The 19769-nt window shown below is 68.6% G+C and carries 19 protein-coding genes and 1 other RNA gene; 12 read left to right on the forward strand and 8 right to left on the reverse strand.

Features of this window, described 5'->3' with window-relative positions:
* Window positions 1–134 precede the first annotated feature (134 nt).
* From recR to QSG27_RS12510, 5 genes are all read right to left on the reverse strand, one after another.
* Window positions 135–728, reverse strand: a complete 594-nt coding sequence (gene recR / locus QSG27_RS12490; protein WP_306706568.1) for a recombination mediator RecR — start codon at window positions 726–728, stop codon at window positions 135–137.
* A gap of 75 nt (window positions 729–803) precedes the next feature.
* Complete coding sequence (locus QSG27_RS12495; protein ID WP_014239409.1) at window positions 804–1127, reverse strand: YbaB/EbfC family nucleoid-associated protein; 324 nt, start codon at window positions 1125–1127, stop codon at window positions 804–806.
* Between the two features lie 3 nt (window positions 1128–1130).
* Window positions 1131–2987: a DNA polymerase III subunit gamma/tau gene (locus tag QSG27_RS12500; RefSeq protein ID WP_306706574.1), complete on the reverse strand. Its 1857-nt coding sequence runs from the start codon at window positions 2985–2987 to the stop codon at window positions 1131–1133.
* 111 nt (window positions 2988–3098) lie between these two features.
* Window positions 3099–3196, reverse strand: an RNA gene (gene ffs / locus QSG27_RS12505) — signal recognition particle sRNA small type.
* A gap of 136 nt (window positions 3197–3332) precedes the next feature.
* Entirely contained in the window at window positions 3333–3872 is a 540-nt protein-coding gene (locus QSG27_RS12510; protein WP_306706575.1) for a c-type cytochrome, read from the reverse strand.
* A gap of 225 nt (window positions 3873–4097) precedes the next feature.
* Between QSG27_RS12510 and QSG27_RS12515 the strand changes: the two genes are divergently transcribed.
* Window positions 4098–4886: a 3-deoxy-manno-octulosonate cytidylyltransferase gene (locus tag QSG27_RS12515; protein WP_306706576.1), complete on the forward strand. Its 789-nt coding sequence runs from the start codon at window positions 4098–4100 to the stop codon at window positions 4884–4886.
* 14 nt (window positions 4887–4900) lie between these two features.
* The gene (locus tag QSG27_RS12520; protein ID WP_306706579.1) at window positions 4901–5785 is read left to right on the forward strand and encodes a prephenate dehydratase; all 885 of its coding nucleotides are present in this window, start codon (window positions 4901–4903) and stop codon (window positions 5783–5785) included.
* Between the two features lie 129 nt (window positions 5786–5914).
* On the opposite strand, the gene nudC is transcribed toward QSG27_RS12520, so the two are convergent.
* Complete coding sequence (gene nudC / locus QSG27_RS12525; protein ID WP_306706581.1) at window positions 5915–6844, reverse strand: NAD(+) diphosphatase; 930 nt, start codon at window positions 6842–6844, stop codon at window positions 5915–5917.
* Between the two features lie 154 nt (window positions 6845–6998).
* Between nudC and hisN the strand changes: the two genes are divergently transcribed.
* Window positions 6999–7781, forward strand: coding sequence for a histidinol-phosphatase (gene hisN / locus QSG27_RS12530; RefSeq protein WP_306706583.1), 783 nt, complete (start codon window positions 6999–7001; stop codon window positions 7779–7781).
* 18 nt (window positions 7782–7799) lie between these two features.
* Entirely contained in the window at window positions 7800–8327 is a 528-nt protein-coding gene (locus tag QSG27_RS12535; protein ID WP_306706586.1) for a hypothetical protein, read from the forward strand.
* A 326-nt stretch (window positions 8328–8653) separates the two neighbouring features.
* Here QSG27_RS12535 and aqpZ read toward each other — a convergent pair whose 3' ends face one another.
* Complete coding sequence (aqpZ, locus tag QSG27_RS12540) at window positions 8654–9394, reverse strand: aquaporin Z (RefSeq protein ID WP_306706587.1); 741 nt, start codon at window positions 9392–9394, stop codon at window positions 8654–8656.
* A 176-nt stretch (window positions 9395–9570) separates the two neighbouring features.
* On the opposite strand from aqpZ, the gene QSG27_RS12545 reads away from it, so the two are divergent.
* The 7 genes from QSG27_RS12545 (at window position 9571) to QSG27_RS12575 (ending at window position 18171) form a co-directional block, all read left to right on the forward strand.
* On the forward strand, window positions 9571–11394 hold the full coding sequence (locus QSG27_RS12545; RefSeq protein ID WP_306706589.1) for an extracellular solute-binding protein: 1824 nt from the start codon (window positions 9571–9573) through the stop codon (window positions 11392–11394).
* 79 nt (window positions 11395–11473) lie between these two features.
* Window positions 11474–13348 carry an extracellular solute-binding protein gene (locus QSG27_RS12550; protein WP_306706591.1) on the forward strand — a complete coding sequence of 625 codons (1875 nt, stop codon included), beginning with the start codon at window positions 11474–11476 and terminating at the stop codon, window positions 13346–13348.
* A gap of 32 nt (window positions 13349–13380) precedes the next feature.
* Window positions 13381–14493, forward strand: a complete 1113-nt coding sequence (locus tag QSG27_RS12555; RefSeq protein WP_306706593.1) for a microcin C ABC transporter permease YejB — start codon at window positions 13381–13383, stop codon at window positions 14491–14493.
* 136 nt (window positions 14494–14629) lie between these two features.
* Complete coding sequence (locus QSG27_RS12560; protein WP_306706596.1) at window positions 14630–15742, forward strand: ABC transporter permease; 1113 nt, start codon at window positions 14630–14632, stop codon at window positions 15740–15742.
* Window positions 15739–16056, forward strand: a complete 318-nt coding sequence (locus tag QSG27_RS12565; protein ID WP_306706598.1) for a type II toxin-antitoxin system Phd/YefM family antitoxin — start codon at window positions 15739–15741, stop codon at window positions 16054–16056. The genes QSG27_RS12560 and QSG27_RS12565 overlap by 4 nt, the downstream gene beginning before the upstream one ends.
* Before the next feature lie 2 nt (window positions 16057–16058).
* Complete coding sequence (locus QSG27_RS12570; RefSeq protein ID WP_306706600.1) at window positions 16059–16529, forward strand: PIN domain-containing protein; 471 nt, start codon at window positions 16059–16061, stop codon at window positions 16527–16529.
* A gap of 10 nt (window positions 16530–16539) precedes the next feature.
* Window positions 16540–18171 carry an ABC transporter ATP-binding protein gene (locus QSG27_RS12575; RefSeq protein WP_407653208.1) on the forward strand — a complete coding sequence of 544 codons (1632 nt, stop codon included), beginning with the start codon at window positions 16540–16542 and terminating at the stop codon, window positions 18169–18171.
* On the opposite strand, the gene QSG27_RS12580 is transcribed toward QSG27_RS12575, so the two are convergent.
* Complete coding sequence (locus QSG27_RS12580; RefSeq protein WP_306706604.1) at window positions 18146–18772, reverse strand: pseudouridine synthase; 627 nt, start codon at window positions 18770–18772, stop codon at window positions 18146–18148. The genes QSG27_RS12575 and QSG27_RS12580 overlap by 26 nt on opposite strands.
* Window positions 18773–18838: 66 nt before the next feature.
* Between QSG27_RS12580 and QSG27_RS12585 the strand changes: the two genes are divergently transcribed.
* Window positions 18839–19765, forward strand: a complete 927-nt coding sequence (locus QSG27_RS12585) for a 2-hydroxyacid dehydrogenase (protein WP_306706606.1) — start codon at window positions 18839–18841, stop codon at window positions 19763–19765.
* Window positions 19766–19769: the final 4 nt, after the last annotated feature.

Here is a 19769-nt window from a genome sequence, read left to right on the forward strand (position 1 = left end):
GCACGCCACCTTGGAGGGGAACTTCCCCTTCAACCCGCTCGCGCCGCTAAAATTCCCTCATCTTGCCGGATGCACCACTAAAGCGAACGGAAGTTCGCTTTAGGGAAGGGCAAGGACCTCCCCATGCAAACACGCTACAAAGGCCGCCGCGCCTTCAGAGCCGCGGTCAGCGTCCCGTCGTCCAGATAGTCCAGTTCCCCACCCACCGGCACGCCATGGGCGAGGCGAGAGATGGAAACGCCGCTGCCGGACAGGCGGTCGGTCACCACATGGGCGGTGGTCTGGCCGTCCACCGTGGCGTTCAGCGCCAGGATGACCTCGGTCACCGCCGGGTCCTTCGCGCGCTCCACCAGGGACGGGATGTTCAGGTCGTCCGGCCCCACCCCCTGCAAGGCCGACAGGGTGCCGCCCAGCACATGGTAGGTGCCGCGGAAGGCGCGCGTGCGCTCCAACGCCCACAGGTCGCCGGCATCCTCCACCACGCAGATGGTCGAGCGGTCGCGGCTGTGGTCGGAACAGACGGAGCAGGGATCGCGGCTGTCCAGGTTGCCGCAGACCGAACAATTGCGGATGGCCTCCGCGGCGAGCGCCATGGATTCGGACAGCGGCACCAGCAGGCTGTCGCGGCGCTTCATCAGATGCAGCGCCGCCCGCCGCGCCGACCGCGGCCCCAGCCCCGGCAGCTTGGACAGGAGCTGGATCAGGCGCTCGATTTCAGGTCCGATCATTCACGGCTTCGCTGGCACGGCTTCGTTGGTTTCAAAGGGTGGCCGGGCCGCAGGGTTGGCCCGGCCTGATACGCTTTAGAACGGCAGCTTCATGCCCGGCGGCAGCTTCATCCCGCCCATCAGGTTCTGGGTCTCATTGGCGACGTGCTGCTCCACCTTGGCCTTGGCGTCGTTGAAGGCGGCGATGATCAGGTCCTCCAGAACCTCGATGTCCTCCGGATCGACGATCGACTTGTCGAGCTTGATCTTCTTCATCTCGCCCTTGCCGTTCACGGTGACGTTGACCATGCCGGCGCCCGACTGGCCGGTCATCTCGACCTCGCCCAGGCGGGCCTGCATCTCCTGCATCTTGGCCTGCATCTGCTGGGCCTGCTTCATCATCTGGCCGAGGTTCTTCATGGGTCAGAAATCTCCTTCATCGTCGAGCGGGTAATAAACCCCGTCGTCCTGCTGCATGACCATAAGGTCGGGATTCTCGCCGTCGTCCGCAACCTGGGGCTCGGCCTCGACCGCCGCCTTGAGGTCGCGCACGTCGGTGATCTTCGCGCCGGGGAAGGCGTCCAGAACGGCGCGCACCACCGGATGGGCCTCCGCCTCCTCCAAAGCGCGCTTCTGGGCGGCCTGCTCCTGCTGGATCAGCGTCGGCTCGCCCGGCGCGTCCGACACGATGACGACCCAGCGCTGGCCGGTCCATTCCGTCAACAACTGGCCGACGCGATTCGGCAGGGTCGCCGGGGCCAGCGTCGTCAGCCGCAGTTCCAGCCGCCCCGGCTCCAGGCGCACCAGATGGACGCTGCCGGTCAGATGGCCGTAGAGCGCGCCCTCGCGCTTCTCCGCGAAGATCTGGACCAGCGTGCGGAAGTCGCGCGGCATCGCCACGCGCTCCTCGTCCGCCACGGCGACGGCGACGGTCTGCACGGGCTGGGGAGAGGGCTGCGGGCTTGGCTGTGCCTGGGCGACGGCGCGCACCGGGGACGCGGCGACCGCCACCGGCCCGCCACCGGGGCCGCGCGGGGCCGGGCCGGAACCCTGTCCGCCCTGCCCGCCGCCATTCTGCAAATTCTGGAACTGCCGGATCAGGTCGCCCGGAGTCGGCAGGTCGGCGGCGTAGGACAGCCGCACGATGACCATCTCCAGCGCCTGCTGCGGCACCGGGGCCGCCTGCACCTCGCCCAGCCCCTTCAGCAGCAACTGCCACGCGCGGGTCAGCGCCGGCATGCCGAGCTTCGCCGACAGGGCGGCGCCGCGGGTGCGCTCCGCCTCCGGCAGGCCGGGGTCGTTGGCGCTGTCCGGCACGACCTTCAGCCGCGTCAGATTGTGCACGAGGTCCAGAAGGTCCTGGAGGATCACCACCGGATCGGCGCCGACGCGGTGCAGGTCGGACAGAAGGTCCATGGCCTCCGCCGGTCTGGCGGAAACGGCGGCCTCGAACAGGTCGATCACCTTGGAGCGGTCGGCCAGCCCCAGCATGTCGCGCACCTGCTGCGCGGTCACGGTGCCGGCGGCCAGCGCGATGGCCTGGTCGAGCAGCGACAGCCCATCGCGCACCGACCCGTCGGCGGCCCGCGCGATCAGGGCCGCGGCGTCCGGTTCGATCGCAGCGCCTTCCAGGCCGGTGATGCGGGTGAAATGCTCCTTCAGCACCTGGGCGTCGACGCGGCGCAGGTCGAAGCGCTGGCAGCGCGAGAGCACCGTCACCGGCACCTTGCGGATCTCGGTGGTGGCGAAGACGAACTTCACATGGGCCGGCGGTTCCTCCAGCGTCTTCAAAAGCGCGTTGAACGCGCTCTTGGAGAGCATGTGGACCTCGTCGATGATGTAGAGCTTGTAGCGCGCCGAGACGGGAGCGTAGCGCACGCCGTCGATGATCTCGCGGATGTCGTCCACGCCGGTGTGGCTGGCGGCGTCCATCTCCATCACGTCGACGTGCCGGTCCTCGGCGATGGCGCGGCAGTTGTCGCAGACGCCGCAGGGCGTCACGGTCGGCCCGCCGGCGCCGTCCGGCCCGGTGCAGTTCAGCGCGCGGGCGATGATGCGGGCGGTCGTCGTCTTGCCCACGCCGCGCACGCCGGTCAGCATGAAAGCCTGGGCGATGCGGCCCGAATGGATGGCGTTGGTCAGGGTGCGGACGAGCGCGTCCTGCCCGATCAGCTCGGCAAAGCTCTTCGGACGGTATTTCCGCGCCAGGACCCGGTAGGCGAGGCCCCCGGAAGATCCGGAAACGGATGATGCGGTGTCGGCAACGGTGGTATCGGTCACGCGGCTGGCCCAATAAGCGGCTTCACGACGGAGCGCAGAATAGCGTCACGGCGCTGGGCTGTCGCCGTTTCAATTCGCTACAACGATTTGAAGAGGGATTTGAAGGGGAAGGTGGGAGGCTGGACGAACGACCCGAGCCGAAACTCGTTACGGCTGCTTCCTTCCGGACCTGACCGGGTTGGCGAGGGACTCGTCCGCCGCCAGCCTCCCGCGCTCTATATCGGCGATGGCGCCGTCATATGCAAGGCTTATCTGCCGGCTTGCCGTTTGAAGCGGAACGGAAAAGCCCCGCGTCCGGGCGGGGACGCGGGGCTTTTCCGTCTTCCCGGAAGGAACCGGGGCGCCTTACTGCGGCAGCGGGGCCGGGCTGTCGGACAGGGAGCGCAGATAGGCGATGATGTTCGCCCGCTCCTGGTCCTTCTTCACGCCGGCGAAGCTCATCTTGGTGCCCGGCGCGTAGGCTTTCGGGTCGTAGAGGAAGTGGTTCAGCTCGTCGTAGTTCCAGGGACCCGCCTTGCCCTTGATCGCGTCGGAATAGGCGAAGCCTTCCATGTGGCCGTGCGCGGCGCCGACGATGCCGTACAGGTTCGGACCGACCTTGGCGGCGCCGCCCTTGTCGAAGCTGTGGCAGGCGGCGCAGGCCTTGACCGCGGCCTTGCCGGCGTCGGCGTCGGCCTTGGCGAGCAGCGGGGCGATCTCGGCGGGGCCGGACGGGGCCGCACCGCCCTTGGGAGCCTGCGCGGCGCCGTCCGGCAGGGCCACCACATAGGCGGGCTTCTCAAGCGACTTCGGGTGCACCAGAACCTCCGCGGCGAAGCCCGCGAGCATGGCGACCAAACCCGCCAGCAGCACGGCGCCGAAAATCTTGTTCCACTCCATGCTCATAACGTCTTTTTCCCCTTATTTGCCGTGCCCCGGGTCCGTCGCCAGGAATGGCTGGTTCTCCGCCGCACGATAGCGTGGCCGCGGCGGCTTGTCACCGCTTCGGCCCCCTCCCTTGCCACAGGAATGTGGGCGTCTTGAATGTTGGCATCACGCCGCTTGACGGAAAGGGCGATCCATGGTTCACCCCCGCCACCTTATCCGACGCGACAGGGGGGCCGTTCCATCATGGACGCCAACGCAGACAACCGGGGCACGGCCAGTCCGCCGCCCTCCAACCCGATCGTGGTGATTCCCGCCCGCATGGCCTCCACCCGCCTGCCGGGGAAGCCGCTGGCCGACATCGGCGGGGCGCCGATGATCGTGCAGGTGTGGCGCCGCGCCATGGAGGCGGAGATCGGCCCGGTGGTGGTCGCCTGCGCCGAGCCGGAGATCGCCGCGGCGGTGGAATCCGCGGGCGGCACCGCCGTGCTGACGCGGCCCGACCATCCCTCGGGCTCCGACCGCATCTTCGAGGCGGTCAGCCTGCTCGATCCGGAGGGCCGGTACGACGCGGTGGTGAACGTGCAGGGCGACCTGCCGACCATCGAGCCCGCCGTGGTGCGCGCCGCCTTCGCCCCGCTGTCCGACCCGCAGGTGGACATCGCCACCCTGGTGGTGGAGATCGCGCGGGAGGAGGAGCGCACCGACCCCAACGTGGTGAAGGCCGTCGTGGAGCTGCCGCCCGGCGCCCGGCGGGGCCGCGCCCTGTATTTCAGCCGCGCCACCGCCCCCTGGGGCGACGGGCCGCTGTTCCACCACATCGGCCTGTACGCCTACCGCCGCGCCGCGCTGGAACGCTACGTCCGCCTGCCGCCCTCGGCGCTGGAGCAGCGGGAGCGGCTGGAGCAGCTCCGCGCGCTGGCCTTCGGGATGCGCATCGACGCCGCCGTCGTTGACGCGGTTCCGCTCGGCGTCGATACTCCCGCCGACCTTGAGCGCGCCCGCGCGATCCTGGCCAAGCGCTCCTCCCTTTAAAAGAAGACCTCCCGATGACGACCTCGAACGTGATCGCCTTCCAGGGCCTGCCCGGCGCCTATTCGGACCTGTCCTGCCGGACGGTCTTTCCGGAGATGACGACGCTGCCCTGCGCCACGTTCGAGGACGCCTTCGCCGCGGTGCGCGAGGGGCGGGCGGCGCTCGCCATGATCCCGGTGGAGAACTCCATCGCCGGGCGCGTGGCCGACAACCACCATCTGCTGCCCGAAGGCGGCCTGCACATCATCGGCGAGCATTTCCAGCGGGTGAACCACCAGCTCCTGGCGCCGAAGGGCGCCACGCTGGACGGGCTGAAGACGGTGCGCAGCCATATCCAGGCGCTGTCCCAGTGCCGCAACATGACGCGGGAACTGGGGCTGACGGCGATCTCCCACGCCGACACCGCGGGCGCCGCCGCCGAGATCGCCAAGCTGGGCGACCCGCAGCACGCCGCCATCGCCTCCTCCCTGGCAGCGGATATCTACGGGCTGGACATCCTGAAGAGCGGCATCGAGGACGCGGAGCACAACACCACCCGCTTCCTGATCCTGGCCCGCGAGCCGAAGATCCCGCCGCTGCCCGCCGAGGGGAGCGGCGGCACGATCATCACCACCTTCGTCTTCCGCGTGCGCAGCGTTCCGGCGGCCCTCTACAAGGCGCTGGGCGGTTTCGCCACCAACGGCATCAACATGACGAAGCTGGAAAGCTACATGGTGGGCGGGCATTTCACCCAGACCCAGTTCTACGCCGATGTGGAGGGCCATCCGGAGGAGCGCTCCCTGCGCCTGGCGCTGGAGGAGCTGGCCTTCTTCGCCCGCGCGGGGGAGGTGACGATCCTGGGCGTCTACCCCGCCAACCCCTTCCGCCGCCAGGAAAGCCAGCGCCTCGGCGAGGATTGAGGGGACGCCACTCGCCCCCACCCTTCCCACGGCTTCGCCGCGGGCCCCTTCCCTCCCCCGCTGCGCAGGGGGGCCTTCGGTCCGCCGAGAGCGGGGGAGGGTCAGGGAGGGAGCACGCGATGCGACGCCTTACCCCTCCCCCTCGGCGATCCACTCGTCGATCAGGCGGCGGGCGATGCTGTCGGGGCGGGCGAGGCGGAACTCCTCGCTGGGGGTGACGGTGCGCAGGAATTCGCGGTCGAACCAGTGCGCCGTCTCCAGCTCCTCCTGGTCGGTCCGGATGTCCAGGGTCACCGCCCGCGCGCTGAAGCCCAGCATCAGCGAGGACGGAAACGGCCAGGGCTGGGACGAGTGGTAGCGGATGTCCGTCACCTCCAGCCCCACCTCCTCCATCACCTCGCGCTTCACGCTGTCCTCAAGGCTTTCGCCGGGCTCGACGAAGCCGGCCAGCACCGAATGCATGCCCGGCGGGAAACGGGAGTTGCGGCCCAGCACCATGCGCCCGGCCCCGTCATGGACCAGCATGATGACCGCCGGATCGGTGCGCGGAAAATGGTGGGTGGCGCAGTCGGGGTTGGTGCAGACGCGCACATGCCCGCCTTCGGCACTCGCCGCCGCGGAGCCGCAGACGCCGCAGAAGCGGTGCCGGGCGTTCCACCAGGTGATGCCGCGGGCGTAGGCGCACAGCCCCGCCTGCGTCGCCTCCATCAGCGGACCGACGACGCGCAGGTCCTCGAATCGGCCAAGCCCGGCGAGGGCCGGATGCTCCTCCGGCGTCTCCAGCCCGGTCAGGTCCACGGTGAAGTGCGGCACGCCGTCCAGCAGGCCGAGGAAGACCGGCTCCACACCCCAATCGCCACCGCAATCCACCCCGACGGCTTGGGCCGTGTCGGAGTCGCCGGCCACGAAGTTGCGCGATTTCGCCACGGGCAGCAGGCGCGCCTGCGGCGAGGCCCAGGCTTCCTTCAGCCAGTCCTTGTCCTTGCGGCGCACGGCGGCGCGGTCGAGCGGGATGCCGGCATAGGCGTTCGGGCGGTCGGGTGGGATGGGGTCGTGCATGGCGAAGAGGCTGCCACAACCCCGCGGGCCAGGGAAGCGGCGTCCCATGCAACCCTCCCCCTTCGATGATGGCCCCCGCAATGAAGGTTTGCGGCGGGGCGCCGCCCGATTAGGATGCGGCCCTTCCCACCACGCGAGACCCGGCGGAGCGATCATGACCGAACCCTGCCCCACCCCCCTGGTGACCTTGGCGGAGCGTCTGGCCGACGCCTCCGGCCCGGTCATCCGCCGGTATTTCCGCACGCCGGTGGCGGTGGACGACAAGGCCGACGCCTCCCCCGTCACCGTCGCCGACCGCGAGGCGGAGCGGGCCATCCGCGCCATCATCGAATCGGAACGCCCCGACGACGGCATCTATGGCGAGGAGTTCGGGACGAAGAACCTGGACGCCGAATGGGTGTGGGTGATCGACCCCATCGACGGCACCAAGTCCTTCATCACCGGGCGCCCGATCTTCGGCACGCTGATCGCCCTGCTGCACCGCGGGCGCCCGGTGCTGGGCGTCATCGACCAGCCCATCGTCAACGACCGCTGGCTCGGCGTCGAGGGCCGCCCCACCCTGTTCAACGGCCAGCCGGCCCGCGTGCGCGGCTGCGCCGGGGGGCTGGCCGCGGCGACGCTCGGCACCACCTCGCCCGATCTGTTCCCCGGATCGGACCTCGACGCCTTCCGCCGGGTGGCGGGAACGGCGAAGGTCTCCGTCTATGGCGGGGACTGCTACAGCTACGGCCTGCTGGCGGCGGGCTATTACGACCTCGTGGTCGAATCGGGGCTGAAGCTCTACGACTTCGCGGCGCTGGTGCCGGTGGTGACCGGGGCCGGCGGGCTGATGACCGATTGGGACGGCCAGCCGCTCGACGCCAACTCCAGCGGGCGCGTGGTCGCCGCGGGCGACGCCCGCACCCACCGCGAGACGCTGGCCGTCCTGGCCGGCTGAGGAAGGGGAACGAGACTCATGGCAATCATCGCCGCACCCGCCCGCTCCGTCTTCGACACCTCGCCGGAGAAGCTGCGTCCCTTCCTGCATTCCCTGGCCGGCCGGGTGTCGGGCGGGGCGAACTGGATGGTGCGCAAGAAGACGGTCTGCGACCTGCTGCTGGGCCTCGACGCCTTCTTCGCCCTGCCGGCGGAGGAGCGCCAAGCCCTGATGGGCGGCGGCAACGACGCGCCCGGCCAGGACGGCACCGGGCCGGAGGATTTCCGCAACGTCCTGCCGCTCTATGTCGGGGCGATCCTGGAAGGGCTGAAGGAGGAGGCGGTCACCGGGCCGGAGCAGGCGGCGATCTACATGCTGTCCATCCATCCGGAGCACCAGATGGCCGCGGAGCAGTGGATGCTGGCCGACCCGCGCAACGGCAAGGCGGTGCGCCGGGTGATGCGAAGCGACCGCCGTTACCGCCAGCTCATGGAGCGCATGGCGGACCACTGGAAGAAGGCGAGAGCCGGTCAGGGAAGCAGCGAAACCGCCAGCAGTCCCAAATAAACTCCGATGAACAGGCCCAGGACGATCCCGTAATCCTCGTCGGTCATGGGATTGGAGTCGGGGTCGAACTGCCGCATGATGTACTCCCTGTGCGTCAACGGATGCCCAGAATAACCGTTGACGCACCCGAAGCTCCCGCGACAAGGCCGTGACTTTTCGGCGGGCAGGACCGGGCAGGGATGAACCACAGAGACACGGAGGCACAGAGGCCCGCCGTGTCCATCCCTCCGTGTCTCTCGTGTCTCTGTGGTGAAAATCCCCACAAAAAACGGACCGCACCGGAATGGCACGGTCCGCGGAGTCGGGAGGGACCCGAAGGAAAGGGATCAGGCGGAAGGCCGCGCCTCGCCGGTGATGGCCGGCTTCGGCGGCATCTCCTCGGCCAACGCGCGGTAGGCCAGCCCGCCGAGCAAACCGCCCACCAGCGGCGCCACCCAGAAGGCCCAGAGCTGTTGCAGCGCCCAGCCGCCGACCACCAGCGCCGGCCCCGTGCTGCGCGCCGGGTTGACGGAGGTGTTGGTGACCGGGATGCTGATCAGGTGGATCAGCGTCAGCGCCAGCCCGATGGCCAGCGGCGCGAAGCCCGCGGGCGCCCGCCGGTCGGTGGAGCCCAGGATGACGACCAGGAACATGAAGGTCAGCACCACCTCGGCCACCAGACCGGAGGTGAGGTTGTACGCGCCCGGCGAATGTTCCCCGTACCCGTTGGCGGCCAGCCCCTTGGCGGCCAGCGACCAGTCGGCCTTGCCGCTGGCGATGACGTACAGCACCACCGCCGCCAGGAAGGCACCGACGAGCTGCGCAATGACGTAGGGCAGGATGTCCTTGGCCGGGAACCGCCCGCCGGCCCACAGCCCCACCGTCACCGCCGGATTCAGATGGCAGCCGGAGATGTGGCCGACCGAGTAGGCCATGGTCAGCACGGTCAGCCCGAAGGCCAGGGAGACGCCGGTCAGACCGATCCCGACCTCCGGGAAAGCGGCGGACAGAACGGCGCTGCCGCAGCCGCCGAAGACCAGCCAGAAGGTGCCGAGAAACTCCGCGCTCGTGCGACGGAACATCGACATGATCACCACCTCGTCGGGCTTGCCACAATTCCGCCTTTTTTGCGCCCCCGGAAGGGCGGACGCCAGCACACGGGCGTAAGATACCGTTGCGTACGCGGACTTGACGCGCCGCGGCGCGCGTACATGCTAAGGCTGACCCGCCCAACCACGTCAGGCCAACCATGTCAGGACCGACGATGCGCCGAGTTCTCGCTGCCGCCCGGACGACCGCTTTTCTGGCCCTCATCGCGCTGACGGCGCCGGCCCAGGCGGAAACGGTCACCGTCCCTGCGCTGAAGCAGTTCGGAGAGCCGGAGTTCAAGCCGGGCTTCACCCATTTCCCGCACGCCAACCCGGACGCGCCGAAGGGCGGACAGATCACCCTGGCGGCGCAGGGCAGCTTCGACAGCCTGAACCCGATCATCCTGCGCGGCGTCACCCCGCGCACGCTGGGGCTGGTCGCCGACTCGCTGATGGTCGGCTCCGGTTGGGAGATGGACGCCGCCTATGGTTCGCTGGCCGAAAGCGTGGAACTGCCCGACGACAAGAGCTGGGCCGTCTTCCACCTGCGCAAGGAGGCCCGCTGGCACGACGGCGTGCCGGTGACCGCCGGGGACGTGGTGTTCGCCTGGGACTCCGTCCAGGCCCACGGCAACCCCTTCCTGAAGTCCTTCCTGGACCGCGTCGGCGCGGTGGAGGCGCTGGACGACCGCCGGCTGAAGATCACCCTGAAGACCACGGGGGAGATGAAGCCGATCATCGACTTCGCGACCAGCATCGCCCCCCAGCCGAAGCACTGGTGGACCGCGAACGGGCGCGACATTTCCAAGACCACGCTGGAACCGATCCTGGGCAGCGGCCCCTACCGCATCAAGGCCGTCGATCCGGGCCGCTCCATCACCTTCGAGCGGGTGGCCGGCTGGTGGGGCCGGGACCTGCCCACGGCGCGGGGCTTCTACAATTTCGACACGGTGAAGGTCGATTACTACCGCGACGACGACGTGATGTTCGAAGCCTTCAAAGCCGGCGCCTACGACTTCCGCACCGAAAACCGGGCGCAGCGCTGGACCACCGGCTACGACTTCCCCGCCGCCAAGGACGGGCGGGTCAAGCGCATGGAGGTGAAGAGCGACCTGCCGCTGGGCGCCCAGGGCTTCCGCCTGAACACCCGCCGCGCCAAGTTCGCCGACCCGCGGGTGCGCGAGGCGCTGGGCTATCTGTTCGACTTCGAATGGATTCAGAAGAACATCCTGTACGGGCAGTACCGCCGCACCACGTCCAATTTCCCCAACTCCGACTTCGGCGCCAAGGGGCCGCCGACGCCGGAGGAGCTGGCCCTGTTGGAGCCCTTCCGCGGCCAGGTACCGGAGCGGGTCTTCACCACCGCCTTCGAGCCGCCGAAGACGGACGGCAGCGGCAACAACCGCAACAACCTGCGCGAGGCCATGCGCCTGCTCCGCGAAGCCGGGTGGGAACTGAAGAACGGCAGGATGACCAGCGCAAAGACCGGCGAGGTCCTGTCCATCGAGTTCCTCGACGGCACCGGGGCGCTGACCCGCGTGATCCAGCCCTATGTGGAGGCGCTGCGCAAGGCGGGCATCGACGCGGTTCTGCGGGTGGTGGACACCGCGCAGTTCCAGGCGCGCACCGACGAGTTCGACTTCGACGTGGTGGTGGCGAACTTCAACTTCTTCACCCCGCCGGGGACGGAGCTGCGCAGCTATTTCGGCTCCGCCGCCGCCGACGTGAAGGGGTCGGCCAACTACGCCGGCATCAAGGAACCGGCGGCGGACGCGATGATCGAAAAGGCGCTGGCGGCGAAGGAACTGGCCGCGGTCCAGGCGGCGACCCGCGCGCTCGACCGCGTGCTGCTGTGGGGCTTCTACATGGTGCCGCACTGGTACAACCCGGACAACTGGATCGCCTACCGGACGACGCTCGGCTTCCCGGAGAAGGCGCCGAAATACGACCTGGGTTTCCGCAACAGCGGCTTCCCCGACGCATGGTGGGTGAAGCCGTAATCCCCCAAAGCCGAGGCTCCGCCTTGATTGTGCCACAGGGGAGCCCCTACCTTACCGGAAACGAAGGACCGAGAGGGGCATGAGGAAGACCGGTAAAGCGATCCTGGCCGCCGTCATGTGCCTGTATCTGGCGGAGCCCTTCGCCTTGGCTCACGCGCAGACCAACCCGCGCGAAACCGCCGGGCACGCCATCACGGCCCATGGGACGCCCAAATACGGGCCGGACTTCCGGCATTTCGACTACGTCAACCCCGACGCCCCCAAGGGCGGCGAGATCAAGCTGGCGACCTACGGCAGCTTCGACAGCCTGAACCCCTTCATCCTGCGCGGATCGGTCGCCGGCGGCGCCACCCTGCCCTTCGACACGCTGACGGAGGGCAGCAACGACGAGGTTCTGACCCAGTACGGGCTGCTGGCCGAGACCATCACCGTCGCCGAGGACCGGAGCTGGGTCCGCTTCGCGCTGCGCCCGCAGGCGCGCTTCCACGACGGCGCCCCAGTGACCGCCGACGACGTGGTGTGGAGCTTCGAGACGCTGCGCGACAAGGGCCACCCGCTCTACCGCACCTACTACGCCGACGTCGCGAAGGCGGAGAAGACGGACGGGCGCACCGTCACCTTCACCTTCCGCGACGGCGGCAACCCCGAACTGCCGGTCATCATGGGCCAGTTGCCGGTGCTGCCGAAGCATGTGTTCGAAGGAAACGGTTCCGGGACGCGCGACTTCGCCAGCACGACGCTGGACCCCATCGTCGGCAGCGGCCCCTACCGGATCGTCGAGGTGCAGCCCGGCCGTTCCCTCGTCTTCGAGCGGGTGAAGGACTGGTGGGGCGCGGATTTGCCGGTCAACCGCGGGCGCTACAACTTCGACCGCATCCGCTTCGACTATTACCGCGACCTGGACGTGGTGTTCGAAGCCTTCAAGGCAGGCTCCATCGACTTCCGGGAGGAGCATTCGTCGAAAAACTGGGTCACCGGCTACGACGTGCCCGCCGTCCGCGACGGCCACATCGTCCGGGAGGAGATCAAGCACCAGGACCCGCAGGGCATGCAGGCCTTCGTCTTCAACAGCCGCCGCCCGGTCTTCGCCGACCGCAAGGTGCGCGAGGCCCTGAATTACCTGTTCGATTACGAATGGACGCGGGCGAACCTGTCCTACGGGCTGTTCCAGCGCACCAGGAGCTTCTTCTCCAACTCCGAACTGGCGGCCACCGGCCTGCCCTCCCCGGAGGAGCTGAAATTGCTGGAGCCCTTCCGGGGCAAACTGCCGGAGGAGGTCTTCACCAAGCCGTTCGAGCCGCCGCGGACCGACGGGTCCGGCAACATCCGCCCCAACCTGCGCACCGCGCTCGCCCTGCTGAAGGAGGCGGGGTGGGAGTTGAAGGGCAACAAGCTGCTGAACGCCAAAACCGGCGAGCCCATGCGTTTCGAGATCCTGCTGGTGCAGCCGGACATGGACCGCATCGTCCAGCCCTTCGTCCGCAATCTGGAGCGCGCCGGGATCGAGGCCGCGATCCGCGTGGTGGACAGCGCCCAGTACCAGAACCGCATCGACCGCTACGACTTCGACATGATCATCCAGCGGATCCGGCAGTCGCTGTCGCCCGGCAACGAGCAGCGCGACTACTGGCAATCCGCCCGCGCCGACCAGCCGGGCAGCCGCAATCTGGCGGGCATCAAGGACCCGGTGGTGGACGCGCTGATCGACACGCTGATCCAGGCCCCCGACCGCGAGAGCCTGATCGCGGCGACCCGCGCGCTGGACCGCGTGCTTCTGTGGGGCTGGTACGTCATCCCGCAATGGCACGACGATGTGCGGCGCGTGGCCTATTGGAACCGTTTCTCCCATCCGGCGGTTGCGCCCAAATACGGCCTGGCCTTCACCGACACCTGGTGGGTCGATCCGGACAAGAACGCGACGCTCGCCGGCACGGCCCGCCGCACGGCCCCCTGAGACGGTTGGACTAAGAAAGGCGAACCCGCGCGATGCTGGCCTACATCATCCGCCGTCTGCTGCTGATCATCCCGACGCTGTTCGGGATCATGGTCATCAACTTCCTGATCGTGCAGATCGCCCCCGGCGGCCCCATCGAGCAGATGATCGCCCGCGTCCAGGGCACCGCGGTGGAGGCGACCGCCCGCATCGGCGGCACCGGCGGCGGCGAGACCGGCGACCCCGGCGCGCAGCAGCAGGCCCAGGGCGGCGACACCGGCAGCCGCTACCGCGGCGCCCAGGGGCTGGACCCGGAATTCATCAAGCAGCTCGAACGCGAGTTCGGCTTCGACAAGCCGCTGCACGAGCGCTTCATCCACATGATGTCGAACTATCTGATGTTCGACTTCGGCAAGAGCTATTTCCGCGACCGCAGCGTCGTCGATCTGGTGATCGAGAAGATGCCGGTGTCGATCTCGCTGGGCATCTGGACGACGCTGATCGTCTATCTGGTGTCGATCCCGCTGGGCATCGCCAAGGCGGTGCGCGACGGCCAGCCCTTCGACGTCTGGACCTCCGGCGTGGTGATCGTCGGCTACGCCATCCCCAGCTTCCTGTTCGCGGTGCTGCTGATCGTGGTCTTCGCGGGCGGACGCTATTTCGACCTGTTCCCGCTGAGGGGGCTGGTGTCGGACAACTGGTCCAGCCTGCCCTGGTGGCGGCAGATCCTGGATTACCTGTGGCACATGGTGCTGCCGGTGCTGTCCATGGTGATCGGCGGCTTCGCCGGGCTGACCATGCTGACCAAGAACTCCTTCCTGGAGGAGATCAACAAGCAGTACGTCGTCACCGCCCGCGCCAAGGGTCTGGCGGAGCGGCGGGTGCTCTACGGCCACATCTTCCGCAACGCCATGCTGATCGTCATCGCCGGCTTTCCCGGCGCCTTCATCGGCATCCTGTTCACCGGCGCCCTGCTGATCGAGGTGATCTTCTCGCTGGACGGGCTGGGGCTTCTGGGTTTCGAGGCGGCGATCAACCGCGACTATCCGGTGATGTTCGGCACGCTGTATTTCTTCACGCTGCTGGGGCTCATCATGAACCTCGTCGGCGACGTGACCTATGTGGCCGTCGATCCCCGCATCGACTTCGAAGCGCGGAGGGTGTGATGGGGAACAAGAATATTCACCACAAAGACACGAAGATCACAAAGGAGTGCGGCCGCGGCAGCCGGAACGCCCTTTGTGAAACGTCGTGTCCTTCGTGCCTTTGTGGTGAAACTCCCTCCGGCAGCGGGGACCGCCCATGACCGGCGACCGTTTCCTCGGCTTCCGCGTGACGCCGCTGACCCGGCGGCGGCTGGCGAACTTCCGGGCGAACCGGCGGGGCTTCTGGTCCTTCTGGATCTTTCTGGTGCTGTTCGTCCTGTCGCTGGGCGCCGAGTTCATCGCGAACGACCGCCCCCTGCTGATCAAGTACGACAACGCGCTCTACTGGCCCGTCTTCACCGCCTATCCGGAGACCACCTTCGGCGGCGAGTTCGAAACGGAGACCGACTATCGCGACCCCTATGTGCGCCAGTTGATCGAGGAGAAGGGCTGGATCGTCTGGCCGCCGATCCCCTACGGCTACCGCACCATCAACTACAACCTGCCGGTCCCCGCCCCGGCCCCGCCGTCCGCCGACAACTGGCTGGGCACCGACGACCAGGGGCGCGACGTGGTGGCGCGGCTGATCTACGGCTTCCGCATCTCGGTGCTGTTCGGGCTGGTGCTGACCGCCTTCTCCTCGGTCGTCGGCATCATGGCGGGGGCGGTGCAGGGCTATTTCGGCGGGGTGACCGACCTGCTGTTCCAGCGCTTCATCGAGATCTGGCAGGGCTTGCCCACCCTGTTCCTGCTGATCATCCTGTCCAGCGTGGTGACGCCGAACTTCTGGTGGCTGCTGGGGCTGCTTCTGCTGTTCTCCTGGACCTCGCTGGTCCATGTGGTGCGGGCGGAGTTCCTGCGGGCGCGCAACTTCGACTATGTGCGGGCGGCCCGCGCTCTGGGCGCGACCGACGCGACGATCATGGTCCGCCATGTGCTGCCCAACGCGATGGTGGCGACGCTGACCTTCCTGCCCTTCATCCTGAACGGCTCGATCACCACCCTGACGGCGCTGGACTTCCTTGGCTTCGGCCTGCCGCCCGGCTCGCCTTCGCTGGGCGAACTGCTGGCCCAGGGCAAGGCCAATCTCCAGGCGCCCTGGCTGGGCCTGACCGCCTTCTTCGTGCTGGCGGTCATGCTGAGCCTGCTGATCTTCATCGGCGAGGCGGTGCGCGACGCCTTCGACCCGCGCAAGACCATCGGCCAGCTTTCCACCGCCACCGGGACCGCCAACGAAGCGGCGGCGGTGGCGCAGAAGGCCGCGGAATGAGGGGCGTTCTTGACGGCGCGGCGCCCGCCAATCATCATGTAGGTAAATTCACTACCTTCAGTGTGAGTCTGATGGAAGAACCCGTTTCCGCCGCCGAGGCCAACCGGAATTTTTCGCAGATCCTCCGCAACGTGAAGGAAGGCCACAGCTATGTCGTGACCTCCCACGGAACGCCGGTTGCCCGGATCGTTCCGACGAAACGCGGGGGGGCGCTGTCCGACGCCGCCAAGGCGACGTTGATGGCACGCCTGCGCGCCCAGCCTGTGCAGATCGTCGGCCACCGCTGGAGCCGCGACGATCTGTACGAGGATTGAGCATGCGCGTCGCCCTCGACACGAATCTGCTCGTCTATGCCGAAGGCGTCGCCCTTCTACCGTCCGACACGCACAAGCCGGCGATGGTCCACGGCCTGCTGGACGCCATACCCGCCGAGGATGTCGTTCTTCCGGCGCAGGTTCTGGGGGAACTGTACCGCGTGCTGACCGGCAAGGCCAAACGCCCGGCAACCGAGGTGCGGACCGCGATCCTGACCTGGTGCGATCTCTACGAACCGGTGGACACGACCGCCGCCGTGATGATGGCGGCGGTCGATCTGGCCGCCATTCATCGGCTGTCGATCTGGGACAGCGTCGTCCTCTCGGTGGCTGCGGAGGCCGGCTGCCGCCTGATGCTGTCGGAGGACATGCAGGAAGGCTTCACATGGCGCGGCCTGACCGTCGTCAACCCGTTTTCCGCCACGCCGCACCCCCTGCTGTCGGCATTGCTCGCCGGAAAGCCGGCTTCCTAGGATGGAAACCATGACCGCGACCGACGATCTCCTCCAGGTCCGCAACCTCCATGTCGAGTTCCGCTCGGGCGGCGGGACGATGCACGCGGTGAAGGGGGTGTCCTTCGACATCGCCAAGGGGGAAACCCTGGCGCTGGTCGGCGAGTCCGGGTCGGGCAAGTCGGTCACCGCCCTGTCGATCCTGCAACTGCTGCCCTACCCCATGGCCCGCCACCCGCACGGCTCCATCCGCTTCCGCGGGACGGAACTGGTGGGGGCGGAGGAGCGGACCTTGCGCGACGTGCGCGGCGACCGCATCGCCATGATCTTCCAGGAGCCGATGACCTCGCTGAACCCGCTGCACAGCATCGAGCGGCAGATCAACGAGACGCTGTTCCTGCACAAGGGCCTGTCCCGCGCCGCCGCGCGCAAGCGCACGCTGGAGCTGCTGCGGCTGGTCGGGCTGCCCAACCCGGAAAAGCGGCTGAACGCCTACCCGCACGAGCTGTCGGGCGGCCAGCGCCAGCGCGTGATGATCGCCATGGCGCTCGCCAACGAGCCGGACCTGCTGATCGCCGACGAGCCGACCACCGCGCTGGACGTCACCATCCAGGCCCAGATCCTGGAGCTGCTGAAGGATCTCCAGAGCCGCTTCGGCATGGCGCTGCTTCTCATCACCCACGACCTGGGCGTGGTGCGCAAGATGGCCGACCGGGTCTGCGTGATGAACCAGGGGGAGATCGTCGAGCAGGCCGACGTGGCCGACATCTTCGCCCGCCCGCAGCACCCCTACACGCGGAAGCTCCTGGCCGCGGAGCCGAAGGGCAACCCGCTGACCCCGCCCGCCGACGCGCAGGAGATCATGGCCGCCGACAACCTGAAGGTCTGGTTCCCCATCAAGAAGGGCCTGCTGCGCCGCACCGTCGATCACGTCCGCGCCGTGGACGGCGTGTCGGTCAACGTGCGGCGGGGGCACACGGTCGGGGTGGTGGGCGAATCCGGCTCCGGCAAGACGACGCTGGGGCTGGCCCTGCTGCGCCTGCACGCCAGCGAGGGGGCCATCCGCTTCGACGGCAAGGACATCCAGGGCTGGCAGGCGAAGAAGCTGCGCGGACTGCGGCGGGAGATGCAGGTGGTCTTCCAGGACCCCTACGGCAGCCTGTCGCCGCGCCTGTCGGTCGGCCAGATCGTCGGCGAGGGGCTGAAGATCCACGGCATCGGCTCCGGCGCCGAACGCGACGCCATGGTGGCGAAGGCGCTGGAGGAGGTGGGGCTCGACCCGTCCAGCCGCCACCGCTATCCCCACGAATTCTCCGGCGGCCAGCGCCAGCGCATCGCCATCGCCCGCGCCCTGGTGCTGAAGCCAAAATTCGTCGTGCTGGACGAGCCGACCAGCGCGCTCGACATGTCGGTGCAGGCGCAGATCGTGGATCTGCTGCGCGACATCCAGGCGCGCAACAACCTCGCCTACCTTTTCATCAGCCACGACCTGCGGGTGGTGCGGGCGCTCAGCAGCCACGTCATCGTCATGAAGGACGGCAAGGTGGTGGAGCAAGGGCCCACCCGCCGCATCTTCGAGGAGCCGCGGGAGGACTACACCCGCGCCCTGCTCGCCGCCGCCTTGAACCTGGAGGCGGTCAAGTCCGACGCCGTGCGGATGTAGCGCCGCGCGGGCGCTTCGCCGTCGGTTTGGGCGGTGGCGCCTTCGGGGAGTCGCGTCCGGGCACCGTCACTTCCCGCCATGCGCCGGGCGCCAGACCGTCGAGCGCCCAATCGCCGATCGACCAGCGGATCAGCCGCAGGGTCGGGAAGCCGACCGCGGCGGTCATGCGGCGCACCTGCCGGTTCCGCCCTTCGCGCAGGGTCAGCGCGATCCAGCTCGTCGGGATGGCGGCGCGGAAGCGCACGGGCGGGTCACGCGGCCAGAGGTTTTCCGGCTCCTCCATCCGGCGGGCCTCGGCGGGCAGGGTTGGGCCGTCGTTGAGCGTCACCCCGTCGCGCAGGCGCTGCAACGCCTCCTCGGTCGGGATGCCTTCCACCTGCACCCAATAGGTCTTGGGCAGCTTGTGCTTGGGCGACGCGATGCGGGCGATCAGCGCGCCGTCGTCGCTCAGCGCCAGCAGCCCTTCGCTGTCGCGGTCCAGCCGCCCGGCGGCGTAGACCCCCTTGACCGGCACATGGTCGGCCAGCGTCGGGCGCCCTTGCTCGTCGGTGAACTGGGGCAGCACGCCATAGGGCTTGTTCAGAAGGATCAGACGGGGCACGGTTGGCTCGGAAGGGTTCGACGACGAACGATAGCGACGAACGACAACAATACAGGGGTTTGCGCCGTGACGCTGCTTTTCTGCTCCACCACCGACCGGTCCGACCGCTGGCTGAGCGAGTTGGACGCCCGCCTGCCCGGCCTGGAAGTGCGGGTGTGGCCCGAGATGGGGGACCCGGCGGACATCGAGATGGCGCTGGTGTGGAAGCCGCCGCACGGTCTGCTCGCCAGCCTGCCCAACCTGAAGCTGATCGTCTCGCTGGGGGCCGGGGTGGAATCCCTGCTGCTCGACCCCACCCTGCCGAACGTGCCGCTGGTCCGCATGGTGTCGGAGGGGCTGACCGTGGACATGGCCGGCTATGTGGCGCTCCAGGTGCTGCGCTGGCACCGGCTTCTGGAGGAGTACAAGGCGCTCCAGCAGGCCGGGCGGTGGGAGCCGCTGGACCACCGTCCGGCGCCTGAGGTGAGCGTCGGCATCCTCGGCCTGGGCGAGCTGGGCATGGCCTCGGCGAAGACGCTGCTGAGCATGGACTACCGCGTGCTGGGCTGGAGCCGGACGCCGAAGAGCGTGGCGGGGGTGGAGAGCTTCTCCGGTCCCGACGGGCTGGCGGCCATGCTGGGGCAGTGCGACCTGCTGGTCTGCCTGTTGCCGCTGACCGCGGAGACGCGCGGCATCCTGAACCGCAAGCTGTTCGCCGCGCTTCCCAGGGGGGCGGTGGTCGTCAACGCCGCCCGCGGCGGGCATCTGGTGGAGGACGACCTGCTGGAGGCGCTGGAGAGCGGGCACATCGCCGGGGCCAGCCTGGACGTGTTCGTGGAGGAGCCGCTGCCCGCCGGCCATCCCTTCTGGACCCACCCGAAGGTCCATGTGACGCCGCACGTCGCCGCCATCACCCACCCCTCGCGCTCCGCCGCGGTGGTGGCGGAGGCGGTCACCGCCTTCCGCGAGGGGCGCCCGCTGCCGAACCTCGTGGACCGCAGCCAGGGCTATTGAGCGG

The sequence above is a fragment of the Azospirillum isscasi genome (assembly GCF_030849505.1).
GTDB classification, from domain to species: Bacteria; Pseudomonadota; Alphaproteobacteria; order Azospirillales; family Azospirillaceae; genus Azospirillum; species Azospirillum isscasi.

Excerpts from the sequence above, each read along its gene's own strand:
- QSG27_RS12515 (WP_306706576.1), top strand. The coding sequence starts at position 4,098 with ATGGACGCCAACGCAGACAACCGGGGCACGGCCAGTCCGCCGCCCTCC.
- QSG27_RS12565 (WP_306706598.1), top strand. The coding sequence starts at position 15,739 with ATGAGGGGCGTTCTTGACGGCGCGGCGCCCGCCAATCATCATGTAGGT.
- QSG27_RS12570 (WP_306706600.1), top strand. The coding sequence starts at position 16,059 with ATGCGCGTCGCCCTCGACACGAATCTGCTCGTCTATGCCGAAGGCGTC.
- QSG27_RS12535 (WP_306706586.1), top strand. The coding sequence starts at position 7,800 with ATGGCAATCATCGCCGCACCCGCCCGCTCCGTCTTCGACACCTCGCCG.
- QSG27_RS12555 (WP_306706593.1), top strand. The coding sequence starts at position 13,381 with ATGCTGGCCTACATCATCCGCCGTCTGCTGCTGATCATCCCGACGCTG.
- aqpZ (WP_306706587.1), bottom strand. The coding sequence starts at position 9,394 with ATGTCGATGTTCCGTCGCACGAGCGCGGAGTTTCTCGGCACCTTCTGG.
- QSG27_RS12520 (WP_306706579.1), top strand. The coding sequence starts at position 4,901 with ATGACGACCTCGAACGTGATCGCCTTCCAGGGCCTGCCCGGCGCCTAT.
- recR (WP_306706568.1), bottom strand. The coding sequence starts at position 728 with ATGATCGGACCTGAAATCGAGCGCCTGATCCAGCTCCTGTCCAAGCTG.
- QSG27_RS12575 (WP_407653208.1), top strand. The coding sequence starts at position 16,540 with ATGACCGCGACCGACGATCTCCTCCAGGTCCGCAACCTCCATGTCGAG.
- nudC (WP_306706581.1), bottom strand. The coding sequence starts at position 6,844 with ATGCACGACCCCATCCCACCCGACCGCCCGAACGCCTATGCCGGCATC.
- QSG27_RS12510 (WP_306706575.1), bottom strand. The coding sequence starts at position 3,872 with ATGAGCATGGAGTGGAACAAGATTTTCGGCGCCGTGCTGCTGGCGGGT.
- QSG27_RS12550 (WP_306706591.1), top strand. The coding sequence starts at position 11,474 with ATGAGGAAGACCGGTAAAGCGATCCTGGCCGCCGTCATGTGCCTGTAT.
- QSG27_RS12495 (WP_014239409.1), bottom strand. The coding sequence starts at position 1,127 with ATGAAGAACCTCGGCCAGATGATGAAGCAGGCCCAGCAGATGCAGGCC.
- hisN (WP_306706583.1), top strand. The coding sequence starts at position 6,999 with ATGACCGAACCCTGCCCCACCCCCCTGGTGACCTTGGCGGAGCGTCTG.
- QSG27_RS12560 (WP_306706596.1), top strand. The coding sequence starts at position 14,630 with ATGACCGGCGACCGTTTCCTCGGCTTCCGCGTGACGCCGCTGACCCGG.
- QSG27_RS12545 (WP_306706589.1), top strand. The coding sequence starts at position 9,571 with ATGCGCCGAGTTCTCGCTGCCGCCCGGACGACCGCTTTTCTGGCCCTC.